Origin of the sequence: Caballeronia jiangsuensis (genome assembly GCF_046030135.1) — a bacterium.
Classification (GTDB): Bacteria; Pseudomonadota; Gammaproteobacteria; order Burkholderiales; family Burkholderiaceae; genus Caballeronia; species Caballeronia jiangsuensis.
In genome coordinates, this window is record NZ_JAQQDB010000004.1 from 82,536 (window position 1) to 104,709 (window position 22,174).

Sequence of the window (22,174 nt, forward strand, 5' to 3'; positions counted from 1 at the left end):
CTTCACTCCAGCGCTGCGGCGACGAGTTCCGCCACGTCGAGCACTTCGGGACGAGGACCGACCACGCCTTCCAGCATTGCGGTGCATTGCGGGCAACCGACCGCGACCACTTCGGCGCCGACCGATCGTGCATCGGCGATGCGGATATCGGGAATGCGCTGCTTGCCGGGGATATCCGTCAGCGGCGCGCCGCCGCCACCGCCGCAGCAGCGCGCGCGCATGCCGTGACGTTCCATCTCGACGACCTTGATGCCGATGGTCTTCAACAGCTTGCGCGGCGCTTCCGTTTCGCCGTTGTAGCGGCCGAGATAGCACGGATCGTGATACGTGATCTTCTTGTCCGCGAGGACGGCGGCGGCCTTCGGCGACAGCTTGCCGCTCTCGACCAGTTCGGCCATGAACGCGGTGTGATGCTGCACTTCGTAATAGCCGCCGAGCGCGCGATATTCGTTGCGCAGGCTATGCAGCACGTGCGGATCGGCGGTGACGATGCGACGGAATTGATACTGCGAAAGCGTGTTCATCAGCTTCGATGCGCATTGCTGGAACGTGGCTTCGTCGCCGAGACGCCGCGCCGTGTCGCCGGTATCCGTTTCGACGCCGCCGAGCACCGCGTAATCGACGCCCGCCTTGTTCATCACCTTAGCCAATGCGCGCAGCGTGCGTTGATAGCGCATGTCGAACGCGCCTTCGCCGGCGATCAGCAGCACATCCACGGGACGGCCCGGTTGCGCGACCTGCACTTGCAGATCCACCGACCAGTCGTAACGCGCGCCGATGTCGTAGCCGTTCTGGCTGCCCGTCTCGCGCAGATTCGAGAGCGTGATGGGACCCTTGCCCGGCACGATGCCCTCGACCAGCGTCTGATTGCGGCGCATATCGACGATCGCATCGACGTGCTCGATCAGCATCGGGCACTCCTGCACGCAGGCGCGGCATGTCGTGCACGACCAGATCGTGTCCGCTTCGATCATCTGCGAGATGAGCGGCTTGGCGGGACCACCGGTGTGCCTGCCGACGGGAATGCCCGGCGTCGGGCTGCCCGCGTATTGCGAGTCCGAACCGCCGACCATGCCGACGACCAGATCCTGAATCAGCTTCTTCGGATTGAGCGGCTGACCCGATGCGAACGCGGGACACGCGGCTTCGCACTTGCCGCATTGCACGCAGGCATCGAAGCTCAACAGCTGATTCCAGCGAAACTCGACCGGCTTGCCGACGCCGTATTCCTTCGCATCGAGCACGGGCTTTTTCAGGGCGGTCGGCGGCACGACTTCATGCTCGGTCTTCGCCCTGAAGCGTTCCTGGCGCGGATGGAACGCGAGATGCAGCAGACCCGCCATCGCGTGCTTCATCGGGCCGCCTTGCGCCGCGCCGAAGGTCATCGTGTATGCGCCCGCCGCGATCAGCAACGCCACGATGATCGCGAGCGATCCCGACATCCACGAAGCGGGCAACAGCACGAACAGCGCGAGACCCACGGCGAACGAGCCGAGCAACAGCGGCAGGCTGTCCCACGGTCCGCGCGACAGACGCGCGGGCACGTCCTTCGCACGACGACGCCGGTACACGAACACCGCGCCGACCAGCATGATGATCGCCGCGATGAAGATCGCGCGGTCGAGCCAGACGGAGTAGATCGCGAGACCGTAGTTGATGAAGACGAGCGCCATCGCGAGGATCGCGCCGCCGGCGGTCGCGACGTGCGTCTTCGCGATATACGGGTCACGCGCCACGACATGATGCAGATCGACGAAATAGCGCTTCGGGATGGTGAGCAGATTCGCCCATCCGTATGCGCCGGCCGTCGTCGCGCGGCCTTCGCGCCAGTAGGCTGCGCGCTTGAGCAGGGCGAACGCGAGGCCCGCCATCGAAAGCCACAGCAGCGCGGTGATGACAAACACGGGGTTCATCGTCGAATACCTCGTCAGAAGTCTTTGCAGAGGCGCAGCGAATCGTAGATCGCGCTGTGGATGTTGTGCATCGAGATGCAGTCGCCGACGCGGAACAGCAGGAAGCGTCCGTTGCCGAGCTCTTCGCTCAACGACGGCTGCGGTTGCGATGCGAAGAGCGTGTGCACATCGGTCTGCCCGCGATTGAGCGACTCGGGCTTGAGCTTCCAGTAGAGCGCGTCGTTCGGCGTGATGCCGTTCTCGATCACGACCTGATCCACCGCGCGCTCTTCCTGCTCTTCCGTGTACTCGTTACGGATCACGGCGATCTTCTTGCCGTCTTCCTCGTACACCTTGTCGAGCCAGTAGTTCGGCGTGTGAATCACGCCTTGCGCATAGAGACGCCGATAGAAGATCGGGAACGTGGTGCCGCCGGTGTCGTCGGCGACCTTCACGTCCGGCGTGACGATCTCGACGTTGTTGCCCTTCGACGCGATGAAGTCCGCGACGCCCGCGCCCGCGTGTGTCGACACGCCGTCGTACACGAGCACGTTCTTGCCCGGCTCGACCTTGCCCGAAAGGATGTCCCACGAGCTGACCGCGAGGCCTTGCTCGACGCCCCAGGCTGGCACCTGACTCGTGAACGACGAGCCGCCCGTCGCGAGAACGACGATGTCCGGCTTCTCCGCCATGATCATCTTGTCGTCGGCCGCGACACCGAGACGGCGATCGACGCCCAGACGCTTCGTTTCCATGTCGAACCAGCGCACGATGCCGGCCATCTGCTCACGCTGCGGCGCCTTGGCGGCGAGCATGATCTGGCCGCCGACGTAATCGTTCTTCTCGAACAGCACGACATCGTGGCCGCGCGAACGCGCGACGCGCGCCGCTTCGAGACCTGCGGGACCCGCGCCGACCACGACGACCTTGCGCTTCGGTCCGCGCGTCTTTTCGATGACATGCGGCATCGTCTCTTCACGCGAGGTCGCCGCGTTCTGCACGCACAGCACGTCGAGCCCGTTGTACTGACGGTCGATGCAATAGTTCGCGCCGACGCACTGCTTGATTTCATCTTCCCGGCCATCGCGAATCTTGATGACCATGTGCGGATCGGCGATCTGAGCGCGCGTCATGCCGACGAGATCGACCATGCCGTTCGCGAGCAGACGCTCGGCCTGACCTGCATCGCGAATGCTTTGCGCATGCATGATCGGCAGCTTCACGACCGACTTGATGCCCGCTGCGAGATGGACGAACGGCTCGGGCGGCAGCGCCATCGGCGGCATGCAGTTGGCGAGCGTGTTGTGCGTATCCGCGCCGGAGCCGATCACACCGACGTAATCGATGAGGCCGCTTTCGGACATCGCCTGAGCGATCTCCTTCAGGTTCTCGTGCGAGAGGCCGTCTTCATGGAACTCGTCGCCGCACATGCGCAGGCCGACGCAGAAGTCCGCGCCCACGGCTTCACGCACCGCGTTCAGCACTTCCCTACCGAAGCGCAGACGGTTCTCGAGCGAGCCGCCCCACTCGTCCGTGCGGAAGTTCGTGCGTGGGCTCCAGAACTGATCGATCAGATGCTGGTGCGCGGCCGAGATTTCGATGCCGTCCATGCCCGCATCCTTCACGCGCTTCGCGGCTGCAGCGAAGTCCTGGATGATGCGCTTGATCTCTTCCACTTCGATGATCTTCGCGTTGCCGCGATGCACCGGCTCGCGCACGCCCGAGGGCGACATCAGATGCGGCCAGTGCTCGCCGTGCCATGCGGAACGGCGGCCCATGTGCGTCGCCTGGATCATGATGAACGCGCCATGACGATGCATCGCTTCGGCGAGACGCGAGAGCGGATCGATGACCTTGTCGGTCGCGAGATTCACCGACTTCCACCAGCCTTGCGGGCTGTCGATCGAAACCGGACTCGAACCGCCGCACACGGCGAGGCCGACGCCGCCCTTCGCCTTCTCCTCGTAATAACGGATATAGCGGTCGCCGGGCAGGCCGCCCGGTTCGGCATAGACCTCGGCGTGCGCGGTGCTGACGATGCGGTTGCGCAGGGTCAGCTTGTTCAGCTGGAGAGGCTTGAAAAGGTTCGGGTAACGCATTGCGATCGACCTCGGAATGAATTTGCTTCGGTGCGTGGCGCTTACAGCGGCGACACTTCGAACACGCAGTGATCGTGTCCTTCGGCGGCGCATTGCGTCTCGATCGACTTCGAGCGCGGTCCTTTCTTCGCGCTGTCCGGCGCGGTGTCGTTGACCCAGTCCATCGCGCCGGCGAACCAGCCCGCGAACATGTAGCAGAGCTTGCCCTCTTTGCCCGGCTGCTGGAGCACGAACGACGAGTGACGCAGATGGATGCGCGCATGCGACGTCGCCGGATCGGCTTCGACGATGTCGAACAGGCCCCAGCCGCGCTGCGACAGACGCTTCAGGTAATGCTCGAATACGGCCATGCCGCTGATGCCGTGCTTTTCCGCTTCTTTATCGCACCAGTGATACGCGGACTTGTAGCCGGCCTTGTAGAGAATCTCGGCATACGCTTCGCGGCCGAGCGCTTCCTCGACGGCGACATGATTGTTCGTGAAGAAATGGCGCGGCACGTAGAGCATCGGCAGCGCGTCGGTGGTCCAGACGCCGGTTTGCGCATCGACGTCGATAGGCAATTGAGGTTGCATCGCAGGGTTCCTTTGTATTTGTCGTGAGTGATCAGACGTTCCAGACTTCGCCGAAGAAGCGCATCCAGTTCTCGCCCATCACTTTCTTGATGCGGGACTCGCTCCAGCCCGCCTTTTCCATCGCGGCGGTGAGATTCGGGAATTCGCCGATCGTGCGGATGCCTTCCGGATTCACGACCTTGCCGAAGTTCGTCAGGCGGCGATAGCGGCCCTTGTCGTGCGTGATCCAGTCGAAGAACTCGGTGCTGTAGCCTTGCGTGAAATCGGTGCCGATGCCGACCTTGTCTTCGCCGATCACATCGATCGTGTATTCGATCGCTTCGAGATAATCCTCGACGGTCGCGTCCGGGCCTTTCTTGAGGAACGGCGAGAACATCGTCACGCCGACGAAGCCGTTCGCATCGGCAATCTCTCTCAACTGCTCGTCGGTCTTGTTGCGCGGATGATCCTTGAGCCCCGACGGGCAGCAGTGCGAGTACGTGACGGGCTTCTTCGAGCAGGCGATCGCATCGGAAGAAGTCTTCGCGCCGACGTGCGAGAGATCCACCATGATGCCCACGCGATTCATCTCATGAATCACTTCCTTGCCATAACCCGACAAGCCGCCGTCCGGCTCATAGCAACCCGTGCCGACGAGGTTCTGCGTGTTGTAGCAAAGCTGGACCACGTTGACGCCGAGTTCCTTGAATACTTCGATATAACCAAGGTTGTCCTCGAAGGCATACGAGTTCTGAAAGCCGAAGATGATGCCGGTCTTGTTCTCTTTCTTCGCGCGCAGGATGTCGTCGGTCGTGCGCACGAGCGTGAGAATCTCGCTGTACTCGCGGATCTGCTGCTTCATTTCCGCGATGTTGTCGATGGTCTTCTGAAAGTCTTCCCACACCGACACGGTGCAGTTCACGGCGGTGACGCCGCCCTTCCTCATATCCTCGAACACGGAGCGCTCGAACTTCGAAATGTTCAGTCCGTCGATGATGATGCTGTCGTTGTGGAGGGTGCTCAACTGGGTGTGCTCCGCGTTGCCGGGTAGAGGGGGAAAGACGCAGGTCTGACGGGCTTTGCAGCGCCTGATCGATGCCTTCGTCGTTGCGTCTATTCTTGACTCTTGGCCTGCCGGTCAATTTATGAATTTAGACGTGTTCTTTACCTTTTCCGACATCGGCGTCTGTTTTCGACAAGTGGCGAATTGCGATTCGGTGTAGCGCATTTACCTAGGTGATTTGCTGCACTGCGTCGGAACGATCGTGCGCTATCGCAGTGCGCGGCTTGCGGCGCTTGGCCCCGCGGCGGTGCGCGCCCGCAGCGAAGCATGCGCTGCGCCATACATTGCTCAGGGTTTAGCCTGATGGCATGGTAGTTGCACTAACAACCAAAATTAAAAAAGTGGCGAAGCGCCGCACTGACGGCGCCAACAAATAGATTCCAAGGAATCAGTTCTCACATGTCCTCCGATCGCACGGCGTCGCTGTCACACTTCGCGTTCATGCCGCTTCCCAACTTCACGATGATCGCTTTCACCAATGCGATCGAAGTCCTGCGCATGGCGAACTATCTGACGGGGCAGCCGCTCTATCGGTGGTCGATCGTGAGTCCCGAAGGCGGCCCCGTGACGGCGAGCAACGGACTCTCCGTCGATACCGGTCCGGTGGATTGCGTGGGGCAGCCCGACATCGTGTTCGTGGTCGGCGGCATCGACGTGCAGCGCGCGACGACGCCCGCGCATCTTTCGGCCTTGCGCCGCTTCGCGCGCACGGGCAGCGTGCTCGGCTCGCTCTGCACCGGCACCTTTGCGCTGGTGCGCGCGGGCTTGCTCGCAGGCTACGCGTGCGCGATCCACTGGGAGAACATGTCGGCGCTCAAGGAAGAGTTTCCCGACACGCGCTTTCTCAAGGAGCTGTTCGTGATCGACCGCGATCGAGTGACGTGCACGGGCGGCGTCGCGCCGCTCGACATGATGCTCAATCTGATCGCTGCGCGTGTCGGCACGGCGCGGGTCACGCAGATTGCCGAGCAGTTCATCGTCGAGCATGTGCGGGATACGAGCGCGCAGCAGCGCATGCCTTTGGTGGCGCGGCTGGGATCGGCGAACAAGTCGCTCTTCGAAGTGATCTCGCTGATGGAGAACAATATCGAAGAGCCTTTATCGCGCGAAGAACTGGCGCGGCTCGCGAGGATGTCGCAACGGCAATTGCAGCGGCTATTTCGCGAGCATCTCGGCATGACGCCGACGCATTACTACCTGACATTGCGTTTGCGGCGCGCGCGTGAATTGCTGCTGCAGACCGACATGTCGATCATGCATATCACGATGGCGTGCGGCTTTCAGTCGGCGTGTCATTTTTCGAAAAGCTATCGCGATGCTTTCGGCACGGCGCCGACGCGCGAACGGCGCAAGCAACTGCCTTCGCTATCTGCCGTCCCTGCGATGGTGGCGTGAGCGTTCAGATCGACATGTGAAGGCGCGTTTCGCAGACTTCGCAGCCGCCGACTCTTTCCGTCCGGAACACGCCGTCCAGTGCGAAGCCGAGCGCTTTATAAAAGCGCAGGCCGTGCGCGTTTTCTTCGAGCGCCCAGAGCGTCATTTCCCGATAACCTTCGCTCGCCGCGGCGTTGATTGCTTCGTCGATCAACATCCTGCCCGCGCCCTTGCGCCAATGCGCCGGATCGATATAGACGGCTTCGATTTCGGCGTCCGTTTTGCCTTTGTCGTGGTCGCGTGATGGTCCCCATGCTATCCAGCCCAGCATCACGTCGTCGCGTTCGGCGAGCATCACGCGGGGCGTGCCGCGGGCGATAAGATCGGTCCATAGCGCTCGCCGTTTTGCGACGGAAAGGGAATCGAGAAATTCGGCGGGAAAAATGGAACGATAGGCGGCCTGCCAGGCCTTGACGTGGATGCGCGCGATCTCCGCGGCGTCGGCGGGGCGCGCGAGGCGGAAGGAAAGCGCTGTGCGGAGATAATCGGCCTTCATGCGTCAAGTATGACGCTGAATTTCTGTTCGTGGTTGCTTGGGTTTCGATGGAATCCTGTTTTCGTGTCGGTCTATTGGCTCTGCCCCTCCCCGGGGCGGGGGTCACTTTCTTTGCTGCTGCAAAGAAAGTAACCAAAGAAAGCAGCTTCTCACCGCCCGCAGTCACACGCACGTTGGCCATGCTTGCCAGCCGCACGTGGACCTCGCCTAAGTGTCGCCCTCGAAGACCCAGTCGGGCTTGGCTCGCGCACGGTCTGACGCGCTATAAGTTATAGCGCGCTGGTTCAGCACCAAACAGCTTCGGCACAGCGCTACGCGCTGCCGTTGGGTATGCGAGGGAAACCATCTATGGGAGAGGCATCAGCAAAGAAGCACGCGCAGACCCGATTGACCCATCGGCCGCGAAGCGGGCCGGAGCTATTTGGTGCTGAACCAGGGAAGCAAGCGGTACGATGTGACAGACCGTGCGCGAGCCAAGCCCGATAGGGCCTTTGAGGGCGACACTTAGGCGAGTGCCACCGACGGCTGGCAAGCATGGCCAAACTGCGTGTGACCGCGGGCCTGAACGAGCTGCTTTCTTTGGTTACTTTCTTTGCAGCAGCAAAGAAAGTGACCCCCGCCCCGGGGAGGGGCAGTGCTAATAGACCGACGCGAATACGGGACACCCACCAAAAACCAAATCAATCGCCCGAAAACCCCAATTTACTCAGAAGCAACGGCCGCTCCAAACTCCACAAGCACCCAGCACCCAATCAAACCCGAAGGAAAACAACCCTCGTATGACTCAAACCGCATCGAACAAATCGCTCGCTGGCAAAACGGCTCTCGTCACCGGCTCGACGAGCGGCATCGGCCTCGCCATCGCCACGGCGCTCGCGCAAGCCGGCGCGAACCTCGTGCTCAACGGCTTCGGCGATATCGACGGCGCCCTGAAGCAAATCGAAGCGACCGGCGTGAAAGCCGTGCATCATCCGGCCGACATGACAAAGCCCGATGAAATCGAAGCGATGATCGCGTTCGCGAACGAAACCTTCGGCGCCGTCGATGTCCTCGTGAACAATGCCGGCATCCAGCACGTCGCGACCATCGACGAATTCCCGACCGACCGCTGGGACGCGATCATCGCCATCAATCTGAGCTCGGCGTTCCACACGATGCGCGTCGCGCTCCCGCAAATGCGCGCGCGCAACTGGGGCCGCGTGATCAACATCGCGTCGGTGCATGGGCTCGTCGGCTCGGCAGGCAAGTCCGCCTATGTCGCCGCCAAGCACGGCATTCTCGGACTGACGAAAGTCGCCGCGCTCGAAAACGCCCGCACCGGCGTCACCGTCAACGCAATCTGCCCCGGCTTCGTGCTCACGCCGCTCGTGCAGAAGCAAATCGACGATCTCGCCGCCCGCGACTCGCTCACGCCCGATGCGGCCCGCGCGAAGCTGCTCGGCGACAAGCAGCCGTCGGCGCAGTTCGTGACCGCGCAGCAGATCGGCGACATGACCGTGTTCCTCTGCTCCGACGCCGCAAGCGAGATGCGCGGCTCGGCGCTGCAGATCGATGGGGGATGGAGCGCGCAGTAAGCGCTCCGCGCGCCGCCCGGTTCGAGCGGCGCGCGAATTACGATGAGACAATAAATCACGGAATTTGACCGGCTATTTCCGATCCTGCTTTCGACGAGTTCATATAATATGCACGGCTCTCTGAAAGATCGATTTTATGGAATGGTCCCCCATGCGTATTATGGCTCCGGGCAAATGTGATATCCGCCGCACGGACGCTCTCGTCGTTTATCATTTCTTCGAGAAAGATCAATCCTACATTCATAACCTGGCGCATTTTCTTCTGTTCGGTTATTCGGAGGATTGCGATTATCTCGTCGTCATCGCCGGACAGCACACGATCGATCTACCGGAACGAAAGAATATCCGTTACCTCTTCACCGAGAACATCAATAACGATTTCGGCGGCTATTGCGCCGCGATCAACGCCCTCGGCAACGATGCGCTAAATTACGAATTCGTCTATTTCGTCAATTCGTCCGTTCGTGGTCCATTTCTGCCGCCGTACGAAAGCCGCGACTGGAAAAGCATCTTCAACACGAAACTGACCGACGATATCGGGCTGGTCGGATCCACCATCAATATTCTATCGCCGGCATCGCCCTACTCATCGTATTACAAGGCGAATTTCGGAGGCTGCGAACCTTTTTCTCACGTTCAAACCATGGCTTACGTCTTGCCGAGGAGGAGTCTGGGGTACCTGCGGGATGTGGGCTTTTATGCGAATAACGCGACGCTGACCAAGGAGCAAGTCATCGTGCGATATGAGCTGCTCCTGTCGCAACTTATTCTGAAACGCAACTGGAATATCGCGGCAATACTACCGGAATACAATCGGATTGATTATCGGAAGGCCCATAGCGGTTTCAATTCGGCAGATGCCCGTGAGTCACAGGGAGATCCAAGCTGCAAGTTCAGCTATTTGGGCAGAAGCGCGCATCCATTCGAAGTGATTTTTGTCAAAACGAATCGGCACATCTTCAACGAAGCCTATCTGGATCGTCTCGCATACAGCGCGCTCTGCGAGCGCGTGTTGCCGGACTGGACAGACTGTGTGTTCGTGACGCAGTACATCGAGTCGCTCCTTGTCGTCGATCGGTCTTCCGATCTCGTCGCTTTCGGTCATCCCTCGATGTCCAAACAGGAAATCCTCCACTGGACCGAAGCGTTACTGCAGCAAGATCCCACAGCGCGTGTTCAAGTGGACGAGATTTTGAACCGTCATACGCTCACATAATCGGCACGCCTATCGGCATCATTCCGCCACACTTGAGCGTTTTACTCGGAATCCCCTAAAGAACGTGGGGCCTTTAGCCGTTATGTCCTTGTAATCAGACGCGCGCCGCCTCCCGAAGGCGGCGCGTGAATCGGAAGAAGCAAGGACATCATGCGCAACAATCAGCCCGTCACCCAGCAAGCGTTCGAATTTCCCGCCTCGGAGATGCTCGTCTCCGCCACCGATCTCTCCGGCAACATCCAGTACTGCAATCCGGCGTTCGTGTCGGTGTCCGGCTTCTCGCGCGAGGAGCTGATCGGCCAGCCGCACAACATCATCCGTCATCCCGACATGCCGCGCGAAGCCTTCGCCGATCTCTGGGCGACCGTCCGCGCCGGCCGCTCGTGGACCGCGCTCGTCAAGAATCGCCGCAAGAACGGCGATCACTATTGGGTGCGCGCCAACGTCACGCCGGTGATGGAGCACGGCAAGGTCGTCGGTTATCTCTCCGTGCGCGTGAAGCCGACGCGCGAGGAAGTGCGCGACGCCACCGCGCTCTATGCGCAAATGAAAGCCGGCAACGCGTCGCACAGGCTCGTGCGCGGCGCGCTCGTGAAGCACGGCATCGCCGGCAAGCTCGCGGCGATCGCGAACATGCCCGTCAGCGCGCGTCTGGGCACCGCGTGCGCCGCCGTACCCGTCGCCACGTCGATCGCGGCGCTGGCCGGCTGGGGCGGCGCGCCGCCACTGCCCTTCTGGATCGCGCTGGGCGTGGGTTCGGTGGCGAGCTTCGCGGGCTGGCTCGCGCTGTCGCGTCAGGTCGATGCCCCCGTGCGCACGATGTCCGGCTTCGCCGCGCGCATGGCAGCAGGCGATCTGACCGCCGACATGCCCGATGCGCGCCACGACGATCTCGGCGACGTGCAGCGCGCGCTCGGCCAGCTGAAGGCGAATCTCGCGGCGATCGTCTTCGACGTGCGCGGCCAGATCGGCGGCATGCTCGACGCCGCCAACGAGATTTCCAGCGGCAACACGGACCTTTCGCGTCGCACGGAAATGCAGGCGGCGTCGCTCGAACAGACCGCCGCGACGATGGATCAACTCACCACCACCGTGCAAGGCAACGCCGACGCCACCGTGCGCGCCCTCGAACTCGTCAAGGAAGCGCAGGCCGCGGCGGACGACGGCGGACGCATCGCGAGTCAGGTCGAGCAGACGATGGCGGGCATCACGGCGGCCTCGCGGCGCATCGCTGACATCACCGACGTCATCGACGGCATCGCGTTCCAGACCAATATCCTCGCGTTGAACGCGGCCGTCGAGGCGGCGCGCGCGGGCGAGGCGGGCCGCTCGTTCGCGGTCGTCGCCACCGAAGTGCGCAATCTGGCGCAGCGCTGCGCGGCATCGGCGAAGGAAATCGAAGGCGTGGTGGCGACGAGCGTCGCGCAGATCGAGGAAGGCACGAGCCTCGTCACACGCACGACGAGCCAGATGCGCGCCATCGACGAAGCGGTCAACCGCGTATCGACGATCATCATGGAAGTCGCGAAGGCGAGCAGCGAGCAGGCCGAGGGCATCGCGCAGGTGAATCAGGCGGTCGCGCATCTCGACGATTCGACCCAGCAGAACGCCGCGCTCGTCGAACAGGCGGCGGCCACCGCGCAACGTCTCGCGGAACGCGCCGTGGTGCTCGACGAAGCCGTGCGACTGTTCACGGTCGCGAAAGCTTGAGATCGGGCAGCGTCGAAAAGCGCATCGCTTGGTACTATCGGGACATTGCCAACGAGGAGTGTGTCCGATGACCGCTGAGAACAATCGCGCGGAAGAAGCGCGAGCGATGGAACGTATCGTCAACGCGACGCGTCAGGTTCAGTCCGCTTTCCTGTCGCTGCAAAAGCACTTTCCGCCCGAAGGCGACGCCCGTCCGTCGCAGATGGCGCTGCAGACTTTCGATGCCGCGCTTCAGGAGCTCGAAGACGCGCAAGCCGCCTTCGACACCATGCTCAACGATCTGTTCGACGGCAACCGCTAGGCGCGCCGTCACGGTCAGGCATTACGCAATTCCGGCACGTCCTCGCTCGGGCCGCTCAGCGCGGCCTCGCCGGTCGTGTCGCTGAGTCCTGCCCACGGCACGCCGTCGCCGGACTGGCGGCGGGCGGCCGCCACGCATGCCTCGACCAGCTCCCTGAACGACACCGCCGCCGAGCTCGTGCGCACGAGCACTTCGCCTTGCAGCGGGCTTTCGGGAAACACGAGCCCGACAATCAGCTCGGCCGATGACGCCCGCTGATGCAGGCGTCGCAGCAGGTTGCGCAGATACGGCGGCGACTCGGCCGCATCGAACGACACCACGCAAATGATCGTCACGCCCGCGAGATCCACTTCGCCGAAGCGCCCACGCGAGAAACGCTCGTAGCCCGCCAGATCCGCGTACAGACCGTGCTTGCGAAAAAGCTGCACGGCGATGGTCGCGGCGAGATCGTCGAGTTCGCTTCTCCCCGCGATGCACAGCACCGACGCCGTGTGGCCTTCCTTCTGCGCGTCGAAGCGCGCGGGTGGTGTCTCGTGCGCCACGTTCGGCGCGTCGTCGGGCGAATCGAGGCTCGCGGGCGGACCTTCCTTGCGCTCGATGGTCACGGCGATATCGTCGGCGTCTTCCAGTCCTTCGATGATGTCGAGCGCGGATTCGTTGATGCGCCTCAACTGTTCCGCCGTCACGACGCCGCGCAGCACGTCGTTGTGGGCGTAGCGCAGGCCTTCCAGCGCGACTTCGTCGTAATACGCGATCAGCGAACGCTCCTTGAGCAGCGTCTCGGCCTGCACGAGCGCTTCGTCGGGATCGTTCGCGAGCAGGCGCTGATAGAAATTCTCGGCGGGCGTGAGCGCGGGCCGGTCGCCGAACAGCACGTCGAGAAACTCGAGGCGATCGACGTGACGGCCCAGAATCACGAGGCACAAGGTAAGCGGCGTCGAGAGCACGAGGCCGATCGGCCCCCAGATCCAGCTCCAGAAGATCGCCGCGACGATCACGGCGAACGGCGAAAGCCCCGTGCTGTGTCCGTAAAGCAGCGGCTCGACGACCTGACCCGCGAGGATATCGGTGACGCCGAAGAGGATGACGGTCCACACGAGCATCGCCCAGCCCGGACCGACCGCCGCGGCGAACACGACCGCGACGATCGCCGCGATCCACGTGCCGACGTAGGGCACAAAGCGCAGCAGCGCGGTCATCACGCCGAACAGAAGCGCGCCCGGCACGCCGATGATCGCCAGCCCGATCGCGATGATGATGCCCACGCTCGCATTGATGCCGAGCTGCGCGAGGAAGTAGCGCGACAGACGCCGGGCGGCCTCGTCCATCGCGGTAGTGGCGCGATGCAGATCGCGCGAGCCGAAAAGCCGTATCAGGCGGTCGCGCAGATCTTCGCGCTGCAAGAGGATGAACACCGCGACGACCAGCACGATGCCCGTGGTTTCCAGCGGACTGATGATGGGCGACAGAAAGCGCTGCGCCAGTTCCAGCGGCGTCGGCGTGGGCTCGTGGACTTCGACGGGCATCGGCTGATCGATCGGCGACGAGGTCGGGTTGTCCTCCTTCTTCTGCTCCTGCTCGCGCGCCGCGGGCGAAAGCCGCTTCAACGCACGCGACGCGCGGCCGAGAAACTCGTCGGCACGGCCCACCGTCACGCGCTGCACGGAATCGATCTTGCGCTCGACCGCGACCTGATACTTCGGCAGATCGCCCGCGAGCTGCGCGACCTGTGCGCCGATCAACGCGCCGACCGCGGTCAGCACGGATAGCGCGATCAACACCGCGACGATCACCGACGGCACCTGACCCAGGCGCAGCCGCCGCAGCAAATCGACGAAAGGCGCGAGCAGAAAGCTCAGCAGAATCGCGAGGATGATCGGAATCATCACCGCGCGGCCGAAGTACAGCGCGCAAATGATGATGACGCCCGTCACCAGCGACGCCAGCGCGCGCACGCCGGGCGCTTCGGGCGGCAGGATCTTCGCGGGTGGCCGGCGCGGCCCGGGTGCTTGCGGCATGGGGAATGGCTCGCTTTCTATAGGAAGTCCGGCGGCGCACGACTGTGCGGAGCAAGCAACGGTCAAGCAAGGCGCATGCCGTCGCGACAGCGCCCGTCGCCATTGAGGTGAGTCTATTCGGGAGCCGAATTCTACTGCAATCGGTTCAACGGTGAGGCGATACGGGAACGAAGCGGGTCCGCGCCGTGCTCTATCGGCATGATCGAAACAATCAGTTGGATGCGCGAACCGCGCGCGTGCGACATTGGCTTTTTCACCGCCGCTCTTGGAAAAGGACATCATGGCAGTCGATTCACCCTGCATCAGCATCTGCAAGTTCGACGAGAAGACCGGTCTCTGTATCGGCTGTCTGCGCACGAAGGACGAATGCAGGCAATGGAAGAAGATGAAGGACAAGCATCGCGCGCGCATCATCGACGAAAGACCCAGGCGCCGGGCCAAGCTCAAGAAGCACCGGAAGTAGGCATCGCGAAAGAACAAAGGCTGGACTGGTCGGCGAAAGGGTGATGCCGCGTTTCTTCCCGCGCGCGGACTACACTGAATCAGACTTTGCAGGGAGTCGACCATGAAAGTGACTTGTGCCGCATTCGTTTTCGCATCCGCCTTTGCCGCCACATCGGCTTTCGCGCAGTTGCATCCCAGCGTCGAAACCGACATGAACGCGCCGCAGAACAGCACGAAGCTCATGCCGAACGCGCCGCTCGGCAGTCAATATCCGACGCACGGCAACGCGCAGGCGGGCGAGCTCAATCTCAATCCGAGCGATCCGCGCGCGCAGCTCGTCAACGGTCTTCCGAACAATGCCAACAGCGGCGGCTACGGCTCACCGCTCGCGGGCAACAAGGCGAACGTGCCGCGCGGCGAATAGATATCGCGTGAGCGAAGCAACGAAACTCGCGATCACCATTCTCGTTTCGAGAATGGTGATTTGAATTCCGCCGCTATTCTCCTTCTCACGGCAAAAACCGATACTTGATTCACAGGACGGGACTTCTCCCGGCCGCCAACCGAATCAGGGAATCTGCCGTGAAGATCTACTACCATCCGCTGTCCGGGCATGCGCACCGCGCGCGTCTCTTTCTGAATCTGCTCGGAATCGATCACGAAGCAGAATTCGTCGATCTCGCGGCCGCCGCGCACAAGACGCCGGAGTACCTCAAGCTGAATCGCTTCGGCCAGATTCCCGTGCTCATCGACGGTGAAGCAGTCATCGCCGATTCGAACGCGATCCTCGTCTATCTCGCGAAGAAAGCCGGCGCCACGAAATGGCTGCCCGACACCCCCGCGCAAGCCGCCGCCGTGCAGCGCTGGCTCTCGGTCGCGGCCGGTCAGATCGCGTTCGGGCCCGGCGCTGCTCGTCTCATCACCGTGTTCGGCGCGAAATTCAACGCGGAGGAAGTCATCGCCCGCGCGCACGGCGTGCTCAAGGTGATCGATGCGGAACTGGCGCAGCGCGAGTGGATCGCGGATACCGGCGCTGCGCATCCGACCATCGCGGATATCGCGCTCTACAGCTATATCTCGAGCGCCCCCGAAGGCAACGTCGATATCTCCGGCTACGCGAACGTGAACGCGTGGCTCGCGCGCGTCGAAGCGCTGCCCGGTTTCGTGCCGTTCCAAAAGACAGCCGCGGGTCTCGCGGCGTAAAGTAAGCGCGGCGGCTTCCGCCGCCGCGCCTGAATCGAAGAGGCATACGATCATGTCCGCTTCCGCGCTCGCCGATGTTCCAAGAGTCGCCACGCCCTCTCCGTGGCATCCCGGTGAAATCGCCATCCAGAAGGCCTTCGGCGTCGATGAGCGCATGGACAGCGTCGGGCGGCGCGTCGTGCGCGATCACATGCCGGATCAGCATCGCCAGTTCTTCGCGCAGTTGCCGTTCATCGTGGCGGGCGCGGTCGATGAACACGGCGATCCGTGGGCGACGCTGCTCGCCGGGCGTCCCGGCTTCATGCGCACGCCCGATTCGAAAACCCTGTCGATGAGCCGCGCGCGCGATCCGCTCGATCCCGCCGATGCCGGCATGAACGACGGCGCGTCGATCGGCCTGCTCGGCATCGAGATGCACACGCGCCGCCGCAACCGCATGAACGGCGTGATTCGTCGCGATGGCGCGAACGTCGCATTCGACGTGGCCGTCGAGCAGAGTTACGGCAATTGCCCGCAATACATCCAGTTGCGCGACTTCGAATTCGTGCGCGATCCGGCCGTGTCTTCGTCCGTGCAGCCGGTCATGCTCGACGCGCTTTCGCCGCGCGCAAAGGCGATGATCACGGGCGCGGACACGTTCTTCGTCGCGTCGTATTTCGATCGCGAGGACGGGCATCGGCAAGTGGACGTGTCGCATCGCGGCGGCAAGCCGGGCTTCGTGCGCCTCGCGGACGACGGCACGCTCACGATCCCGGATTTCGCGGGCAATCTCTTCTTCAATACGCTCGGCAATATCCTCGTGAACGGCCGCGCGGGACTCGTGTTCGCTGACTTCGACACCGGCGACGTCCTGCAACTCGCCGGCGACGCCGAAGTGCTGCTCGATTCCCGGGAAACCGCCGCGTTCCAGGGCGCGGAACGGCTGTGGCGCTTCACGCCGCGCCGCATCGTGTATCGCGCGGGCGCGCTGCCGTTGCGGTGGAAGGCGCGCAGCGAGGGCGCGTCGCCCAATTCGCTGATGACCGGCGACTGGGATCAGGTGGCCGAGCGCCTCAAGGCGGCCGCGCTCGCGAACGTATGGCGGACGTTCCGCGTGAGCAAGATCGTCGATGAAAGCGATGCGATCCGTTCCTTCCATCTCGAACCGGCCGATGGCGCGGGCATCGTCCCTCACAAGGCCGGCCAGCATCTGCCGATCCGCGTCACGCTGCCGGGCGATGCGAAACCGGTGATTCGCACGTACACGCTGTCGGTCGCGCCATCGGACGGGCTGTATCGCATCAGCGTGAAGCGCGACGGGCGCGTATCGGCGCATCTGCATGACACGTTGAGAGTGGGCGACGTGATCGAAGCGCGCGCGCCCGCCGGCGACTTCACGATCGATGCGCTGGAGCGTCGCCCGGCCGTGCTGATGGCGGCGGGCGTCGGCATCACGCCGATGCTCGCGATGCTCCGGCACGTGGTCTATGACGGCCTGAGAAAGCGCCGCGTTCGTCCGGTGTGGATGATCGTGTCGTCGCATTCGCTCGCGAGCCGCGCGTTCGCGCAGGAAATCGATGCGCTCGAGCAAAGCGCGGGCGGCGCGGTGAACGTGATCCGCGTGCTGAGCGATACGAACGGCGCGCGGCTCGGGCGCGATTACGATGCATCGGGGCGCATCGACATCGATCTGCTGACGAGCCGCCTGCCCTTCAACGACTACGACTTCTATCTGTGCGGTCCGGGCACGTTCATGCAGTCGATCTACGACGGCCTGCGCGCGCTCAACGTCTCCGACGGACGCATTCACGCGGAGGCGTTCGGTCCTTCGGCGCTGAAGCGCACGGCCGATCGGGGCGCCGACGTGAAGCCGATGCGCCCCGCCGCGACCGAGCCGGTGAAGATCGAATTCCTGAAGTCGGGCGCGAGCGCGCAATGGAAACCCGGCAGCGGCACCTTGCTGGAACTCGCGGAAGCGAGCGGGCTTTCGCCCGAGTTCAACTGCCGGGGCGGCACGTGCGGCACGTGCAGGACGCGCATCGCGCAGGGCGCGGTGTCGTATGAAAGCGAGCCGGCTTTCCATGTCGGCGATGACGAAGCGCTGATCTGTTGCGCAGTGCCCGCCGCGGACGGCGGCGGCAAGCTGGAACTCGATCTTTGATTCCTGTGTGAAGCGGTCGTGGATTGTGCCCCGCGCATATATCCCCGAGAATGCACGGCATCCTTCATGCTTGCATGCCTCGGGCTCTCCCATGGACCGTATACAGGCAATGACGACCTTCGTCACGGTGGTCGAAACCGGCGGCTTCGCATCGGCGGCGCGCAAGCTCGATGTCTCGCCGTCGGTCGTGAGCCGCGTCGTGACGGAGCTCGAAGAGCATCTCGGCGTGCGCCTGCTCACGCGCACGACGCGCGTCGTGCGTCTCACCGACGCCGGCAGCGGCTATTTCGAGGACTGCCGGCGCATTCTCGGCGAGATCGATACCGCCGAGCTTTCCGCGACGGGCACGCATTCGTCGCCGCGCGGCCTGCTCTCGATCACCGCGCCGGTCATGTTCGGCCGGCTGCACGTCACGCCGGTCGTGCTCGACTATCTGCGCCGTTATCCCGAGGCCGACGCGAGCTGCTGGTTCGTCGACCGCGTGGTGAATCTCGTCGATGAGGGCATCGACGTGGCGGTGCGCATCGCGCAATTGCCGGATTCCTCGCTGCAGGCGATCAACGTCGGACGCGTGCGGCGCGTGCTGTGCGCGTCGCCCGCTTATCTCGAAGCGCACGGCACGCCGCGTCATCCCGACGATCTCGCGGAGCATGTGATCATCGCGTCGACGGGCTCGTCGTCGTCGCCGGAATGGCGCCTTCAGGACGGCGAGCGACAGTTTCTCGTGCGCGCTCATCCGCGCATCTCGACGACCACCAACGATTCCGCGATCGCCGCCGCGATCGCGGATTTCGGCATCGCGCGGCTCATGTCGTATCAGGTCGCGCAGGATGTCAGCGAAGGGCGTCTCGTGATCGTGCTGCCCGAATTCGAACCGCCGCCCTTGCCTATTCATCTCGTGCATCGCGAAGGACGCCATGTCACGCAGAAGGTGCGCGCGTTCCTCGATCTCGCCGTGTCGACGCTGCGCGCGGACGACTCGTTGCGCTGAAGCGCGCTAAACATACGCGCCGCGAGTGACATTTCGTCCATCGTCCGGCGAATCGAACGGGCGTTAGCACGACTGCCGTGCAAAGTAGCGGCAAAACATGCAACATAGCTGTCTCGAACGATCGCACCGATCGGCGCGCTTTCGGCTTTTCTGAACCTTTACCGGCTCACGCACCATGACGAATCCAACTGCTCCCTCGAATGAACGCCCGCTCGACATGATCATCTTCGGCGGCGGCGGAGACCTGGCGGCGCGCAAGCTGCTGCCCGCGCTCTACATGGCGCACATGCACTGCAACCTGCCCGCCGACACGCGCATTCTCGCGATCGGCCGCAAGGACTGGGCGCGCGAGGATTACCTCAAGAATTTCATGGAAGAACAGGCGCGTCCGTTCATCGACGCGAAAGCGTTCGACGCGCAGTCGTGGGACAAATTTCTCGCGCTCTTCGACTACGTGCGCGTCGACGTCGAGAATCCCGGCGACTTCCAGCGTCTCGCGCAAGCCGTGCGTCCCGGCTCGCAGCGCGTGCTTTATCTGTCGACGTCGCCGGAGCTTTTCGTCACCATCTGCGAGAACCTCGACAACGCCGGCATTCTCGACGACCACGCGCGTGTCGTGCTGGAAAAGCCGCTCGGCCACGATCTCGCCTCCGCGCGCGCGATCAACGACGCCGTCGGCAAGCATTTCAAGGAAGAGCAGATCTATCGCATCGACCATTACCTCGGCAAGGAAACCGTGCAGAACCTGATGGTGCTGCGCTTCGGCAATGCGATCTTCGGGCCGCTGTGGCAGGCGCCGTACATCAAGAGCGTGCAGATCACGGTGTCGGAGACGGTCGGCGTGGGCAGCCGCGCGGGCTTCTACGATCACACCGGCGCGTTGCGCGACATGGTGCAGAACCACTTGCTGCAACTGCTGTGCATCGTCGCGATGGAGCCGCCGGTATCCCTCGATCCGGACGCCGTGCGCGACGAAAAGCTGAAGGTGCTGAAATCGCTGCGCCCGATGACCGTCGCCGATACCGCCCGCGACACCGTGCGCGGTCAGTACACGGCGGGCGCGGTGGGCGGCGAGGCGGTGAAGGGTTATCTCGAAGAGCAGAACGTGCCTCCTGACAGCCGCGCGGAAACGTTCGTCGCCGTGCGCGCGCATATCAACAACTGGCGCTGGGCGAATGTGCCGTTCTTCCTGCGCACCGGTAAGCGCATGCAGAATCGCCGCTCGGAGATCGTCATCGATTTCGCGGATCTGCCGTTCTCGATCATTCCGGATGGTCCGCGTCACTACGGCAACCGGCTGACGATCACGTTGCAGCCGGAAGAGTCGATCCAGTTGCAGATGATGGCGAAGGAGCCGGGCAGCGGCATGCACATGCAGCCGGTCACGCTCAATCTCGATCTGCAACAGGCCATGACGCAACGCCGCGCCGAGGCCTACGAGCGTTTGTTGATCGACGTGATTCGCGGCAGGCTCACGCACTTCATGCGTCGCGATGAACTGGAAGCGGCGTGGACGTGGGTCGAGCCGATTCTCAACGGCTGGAAGGAGCTGGGCGACCGGCCGCGCGGGTACACGGCGGGGACGTTCGGACCGGCGGCGTCGAGTGCGTTGATGGCGCGGGAGAATCAGGCCTGGGCGGAAGAGGCTTGAGTCATCGCGCGATGCGGTGACGTTCGTTCACCGCATCGCGACGTGCGATGTCCGTCTCGCGGCCCACGCCGCGCCCAGCGCCATCACGCCCGACAACACCACGATCCCGCCCAGAATCCCCACGAGCCGCATCAGCGCCGGCATCGGGTCAGACGACCAGTGATGGTCCTGCACGAACACCATGATGAACGCGATGCTGAACTGCCGCCCGACATAGCTCGCGCCTTGCGTGCCCGTCTGCACGTGACAGCCGATCCACACGCCCGCGCACAGCGCCGCCATGCAGGCGAACGCGTTATCGCCCAGTAACGGCAGAAGCGCGAGACTCACCGCACCCGCCAGCAGGCAGCCGATGAAGCGCTGGATCATGCGCTCGGCGATCGGCTTGTGCGTCGGCTTGCCGAGCGCCGATGCGGGCAGAATCAGCACGGCGACCGCCGTCACCATCGCCTGCGCGAAGCCGGACAGGTTCCATGTGTACGCGAGCGCCGCCAGGATCATCACCGACCACGCGCTCTGCCACGCGAGGCGCTTGCGCATCGCGAGCGCGATCTGCTCCGCGCGCGCGATGTGCGTCGCATCGAGCGCCTGCACGGCCTGCGCCGCATCGGAGGGAATCACGGTGACGGCCTGCGCGTTGACGCCATCGACGCGATCGACCGTGGATGCCGCCTGCGCGCGTGGCACCGGCGGCGCGCCGCGCGACTTGCGATAGTGCTGAACGCCCGCATGAAAGAGCGCCGACACGGCCACGCACGCCACCGTCCCGACCACCACTTCCGCGACGCGCAACAGCGCGAACGACGCCGTCGCCGCCGCGGAGACGAGCCGATGCGCCTCGAACGTCACCATCAACGCCGTCACCGCGCCCAGCACCCACGCGTAACCCGCATCGGACACGAGCGCGCGATACACCGACACACCCACGATCACGCCGAGAAACGGCACGAAGATCCAGGGCACGTCGCCGATCATCGCGCCCGCCACCGCGCCGATGATCGCGCCCGCGACCGTGCCGACCACGCGCTGCACGCCGCGCTGCGCGCACGCGGAGAACTTCGACTGCATCACCGCGAAGCCGCTGATCGCCGCCCACCAGATGTTGCTCAGGTGGAACGCATAGGCGAGCGCCACGGCGAGCCCGACGGACAGCATCGCCTGCGTGGCGAAGAGCGCGCGGGCAGGCGTCGGTCTGATCGCAATGAGTTCGCGCCCGAGCGCGGCAAATGCATCGCCGACGATGTGGACGAACGCGCCCACGGCCGCGGCGCTTTCGGGCGGGATCGTGCGGGCGCTGCGGGAGGAATCGTCGGTCGGCATCGTTCTGGTGATATCGGGCGTCTGTTTGAGCGTAGCCGCCGATCGTCCAGATGCAAAGCCGAACCGCACGA

At 63.5% G+C, this 22,174-nt stretch carries 18 protein-coding genes; 11 read left to right on the plus strand and 7 right to left on the minus strand.

Annotated elements, in window-relative coordinates:
* Positions 1-2 precede the first annotated feature (2 nt).
* From PQR08_RS05600 to PQR08_RS05615, 4 genes are read right to left on the minus strand one after another with little or no spacing between them, the layout of a single operon-like run.
* Positions 3-1,913 carry a (Fe-S)-binding protein gene (locus PQR08_RS05600; RefSeq protein WP_250485176.1) on the minus strand — a complete coding sequence of 637 codons (1,911 nt, stop codon included), beginning with the start codon at positions 1,911-1,913 and terminating at the stop codon, positions 3-5.
* Between the two features lie 14 nt (positions 1,914-1,927).
* Positions 1,928-3,991 (minus strand): NADH:flavin oxidoreductase, encoded by a 2,064-nt coding sequence (locus tag PQR08_RS05605; RefSeq protein WP_250485177.1) that lies wholly within the window; start codon positions 3,989-3,991, stop codon positions 1,928-1,930.
* Positions 3,992-4,032: 41 nt separating this feature from the next.
* Positions 4,033-4,563 carry a DUF5943 domain-containing protein gene (locus tag PQR08_RS05610; RefSeq protein WP_035502857.1) on the minus strand — a complete coding sequence of 177 codons (531 nt, stop codon included), beginning with the start codon at positions 4,561-4,563 and terminating at the stop codon, positions 4,033-4,035.
* A gap of 31 nt (positions 4,564-4,594) precedes the next feature.
* On the minus strand, positions 4,595-5,566 hold the full coding sequence (locus PQR08_RS05615) for a dipeptidase (protein WP_035502855.1): 972 nt from the start codon (positions 5,564-5,566) through the stop codon (positions 4,595-4,597).
* A gap of 438 nt (positions 5,567-6,004) precedes the next feature.
* Between PQR08_RS05615 and PQR08_RS05620 the strand changes: the two genes are divergently transcribed.
* A complete protein-coding gene (locus PQR08_RS05620) occupies positions 6,005-7,000 on the plus strand; it encodes a GlxA family transcriptional regulator (RefSeq protein ID WP_408161094.1) in 996 nt (331 codons plus the stop codon).
* Positions 7,001-7,004: 4 nt separating this feature from the next.
* Here the strand turns inward: PQR08_RS05620 and PQR08_RS05625 are convergent, their stop codons facing one another.
* Positions 7,005-7,535 carry a GNAT family N-acetyltransferase gene (locus PQR08_RS05625; RefSeq protein ID WP_187605441.1) on the minus strand — a complete coding sequence of 177 codons (531 nt, stop codon included), beginning with the start codon at positions 7,533-7,535 and terminating at the stop codon, positions 7,005-7,007.
* A 779-nt stretch (positions 7,536-8,314) separates the two neighbouring features.
* Here PQR08_RS05625 and PQR08_RS05630 point away from each other — a divergent pair.
* The 4 genes from PQR08_RS05630 (at position 8,315) to PQR08_RS05645 (ending at position 12,336) form a co-directional block, all read left to right on the plus strand.
* Positions 8,315-9,109, plus strand: coding sequence for a 3-hydroxybutyrate dehydrogenase (locus tag PQR08_RS05630; protein WP_250485178.1), 795 nt, complete (start codon positions 8,315-8,317; stop codon positions 9,107-9,109).
* 136 nt (positions 9,110-9,245) lie between these two features.
* Positions 9,246-10,325, plus strand: a complete 1,080-nt coding sequence (locus PQR08_RS05635) for a hypothetical protein (RefSeq protein ID WP_408161095.1) — start codon at positions 9,246-9,248, stop codon at positions 10,323-10,325.
* A 150-nt stretch (positions 10,326-10,475) separates the two neighbouring features.
* Positions 10,476-12,035, plus strand: a complete 1,560-nt coding sequence (locus tag PQR08_RS05640) for a methyl-accepting chemotaxis protein (protein WP_238214518.1) — start codon at positions 10,476-10,478, stop codon at positions 12,033-12,035.
* A 67-nt stretch (positions 12,036-12,102) separates the two neighbouring features.
* The gene (locus PQR08_RS05645; protein WP_035502848.1) at positions 12,103-12,336 is read left to right on the plus strand and encodes a hypothetical protein; all 234 of its coding nucleotides are present in this window, start codon (positions 12,103-12,105) and stop codon (positions 12,334-12,336) included.
* 14 nt (positions 12,337-12,350) lie between these two features.
* On the opposite strand, the gene PQR08_RS05650 is transcribed toward PQR08_RS05645, so the two are convergent.
* Positions 12,351-14,354: an AI-2E family transporter gene (locus PQR08_RS05650; protein ID WP_250485180.1), complete on the minus strand. Its 2,004-nt coding sequence runs from the start codon at positions 14,352-14,354 to the stop codon at positions 12,351-12,353.
* Positions 14,355-14,634: 280 nt separating this feature from the next.
* Here PQR08_RS05650 and PQR08_RS05655 point away from each other — a divergent pair, with 280 nt between their 5' ends.
* From PQR08_RS05655 to zwf, 6 genes are all read left to right on the plus strand, one after another.
* Positions 14,635-14,817, plus strand: a complete 183-nt coding sequence (locus tag PQR08_RS05655) for a DUF1289 domain-containing protein (RefSeq protein ID WP_187605437.1) — start codon at positions 14,635-14,637, stop codon at positions 14,815-14,817.
* A 102-nt stretch (positions 14,818-14,919) separates the two neighbouring features.
* A complete protein-coding gene (locus tag PQR08_RS05660) occupies positions 14,920-15,222 on the plus strand; it encodes a hypothetical protein (RefSeq protein WP_187605436.1) in 303 nt (100 codons plus the stop codon).
* A 158-nt stretch (positions 15,223-15,380) separates the two neighbouring features.
* Entirely contained in the window at positions 15,381-16,001 is a 621-nt protein-coding gene (locus PQR08_RS05665; protein WP_250485181.1) for a glutathione S-transferase family protein, read from the plus strand.
* A 52-nt stretch (positions 16,002-16,053) separates the two neighbouring features.
* A complete protein-coding gene (locus PQR08_RS05670; RefSeq protein WP_250485182.1) occupies positions 16,054-18,141 on the plus strand; it encodes a 2Fe-2S iron-sulfur cluster-binding protein in 2,088 nt (695 codons plus the stop codon).
* A gap of 91 nt (positions 18,142-18,232) precedes the next feature.
* Positions 18,233-19,132: a LysR family transcriptional regulator gene (locus PQR08_RS05675; RefSeq protein WP_250485183.1), complete on the plus strand. Its 900-nt coding sequence runs from the start codon at positions 18,233-18,235 to the stop codon at positions 19,130-19,132.
* A gap of 175 nt (positions 19,133-19,307) precedes the next feature.
* Positions 19,308-20,783 (plus strand): glucose-6-phosphate dehydrogenase, encoded by a 1,476-nt coding sequence (gene zwf, locus PQR08_RS05680; RefSeq protein ID WP_035502837.1) that lies wholly within the window; start codon positions 19,308-19,310, stop codon positions 20,781-20,783.
* A 27-nt stretch (positions 20,784-20,810) separates the two neighbouring features.
* Here zwf and PQR08_RS05685 read toward each other — a convergent pair whose 3' ends face one another.
* A complete protein-coding gene (locus PQR08_RS05685) occupies positions 20,811-22,103 on the minus strand; it encodes an FUSC family protein (protein ID WP_250485185.1) in 1,293 nt (430 codons plus the stop codon).
* Between the last annotated feature and the right edge of the window lie 71 nt (positions 22,104-22,174).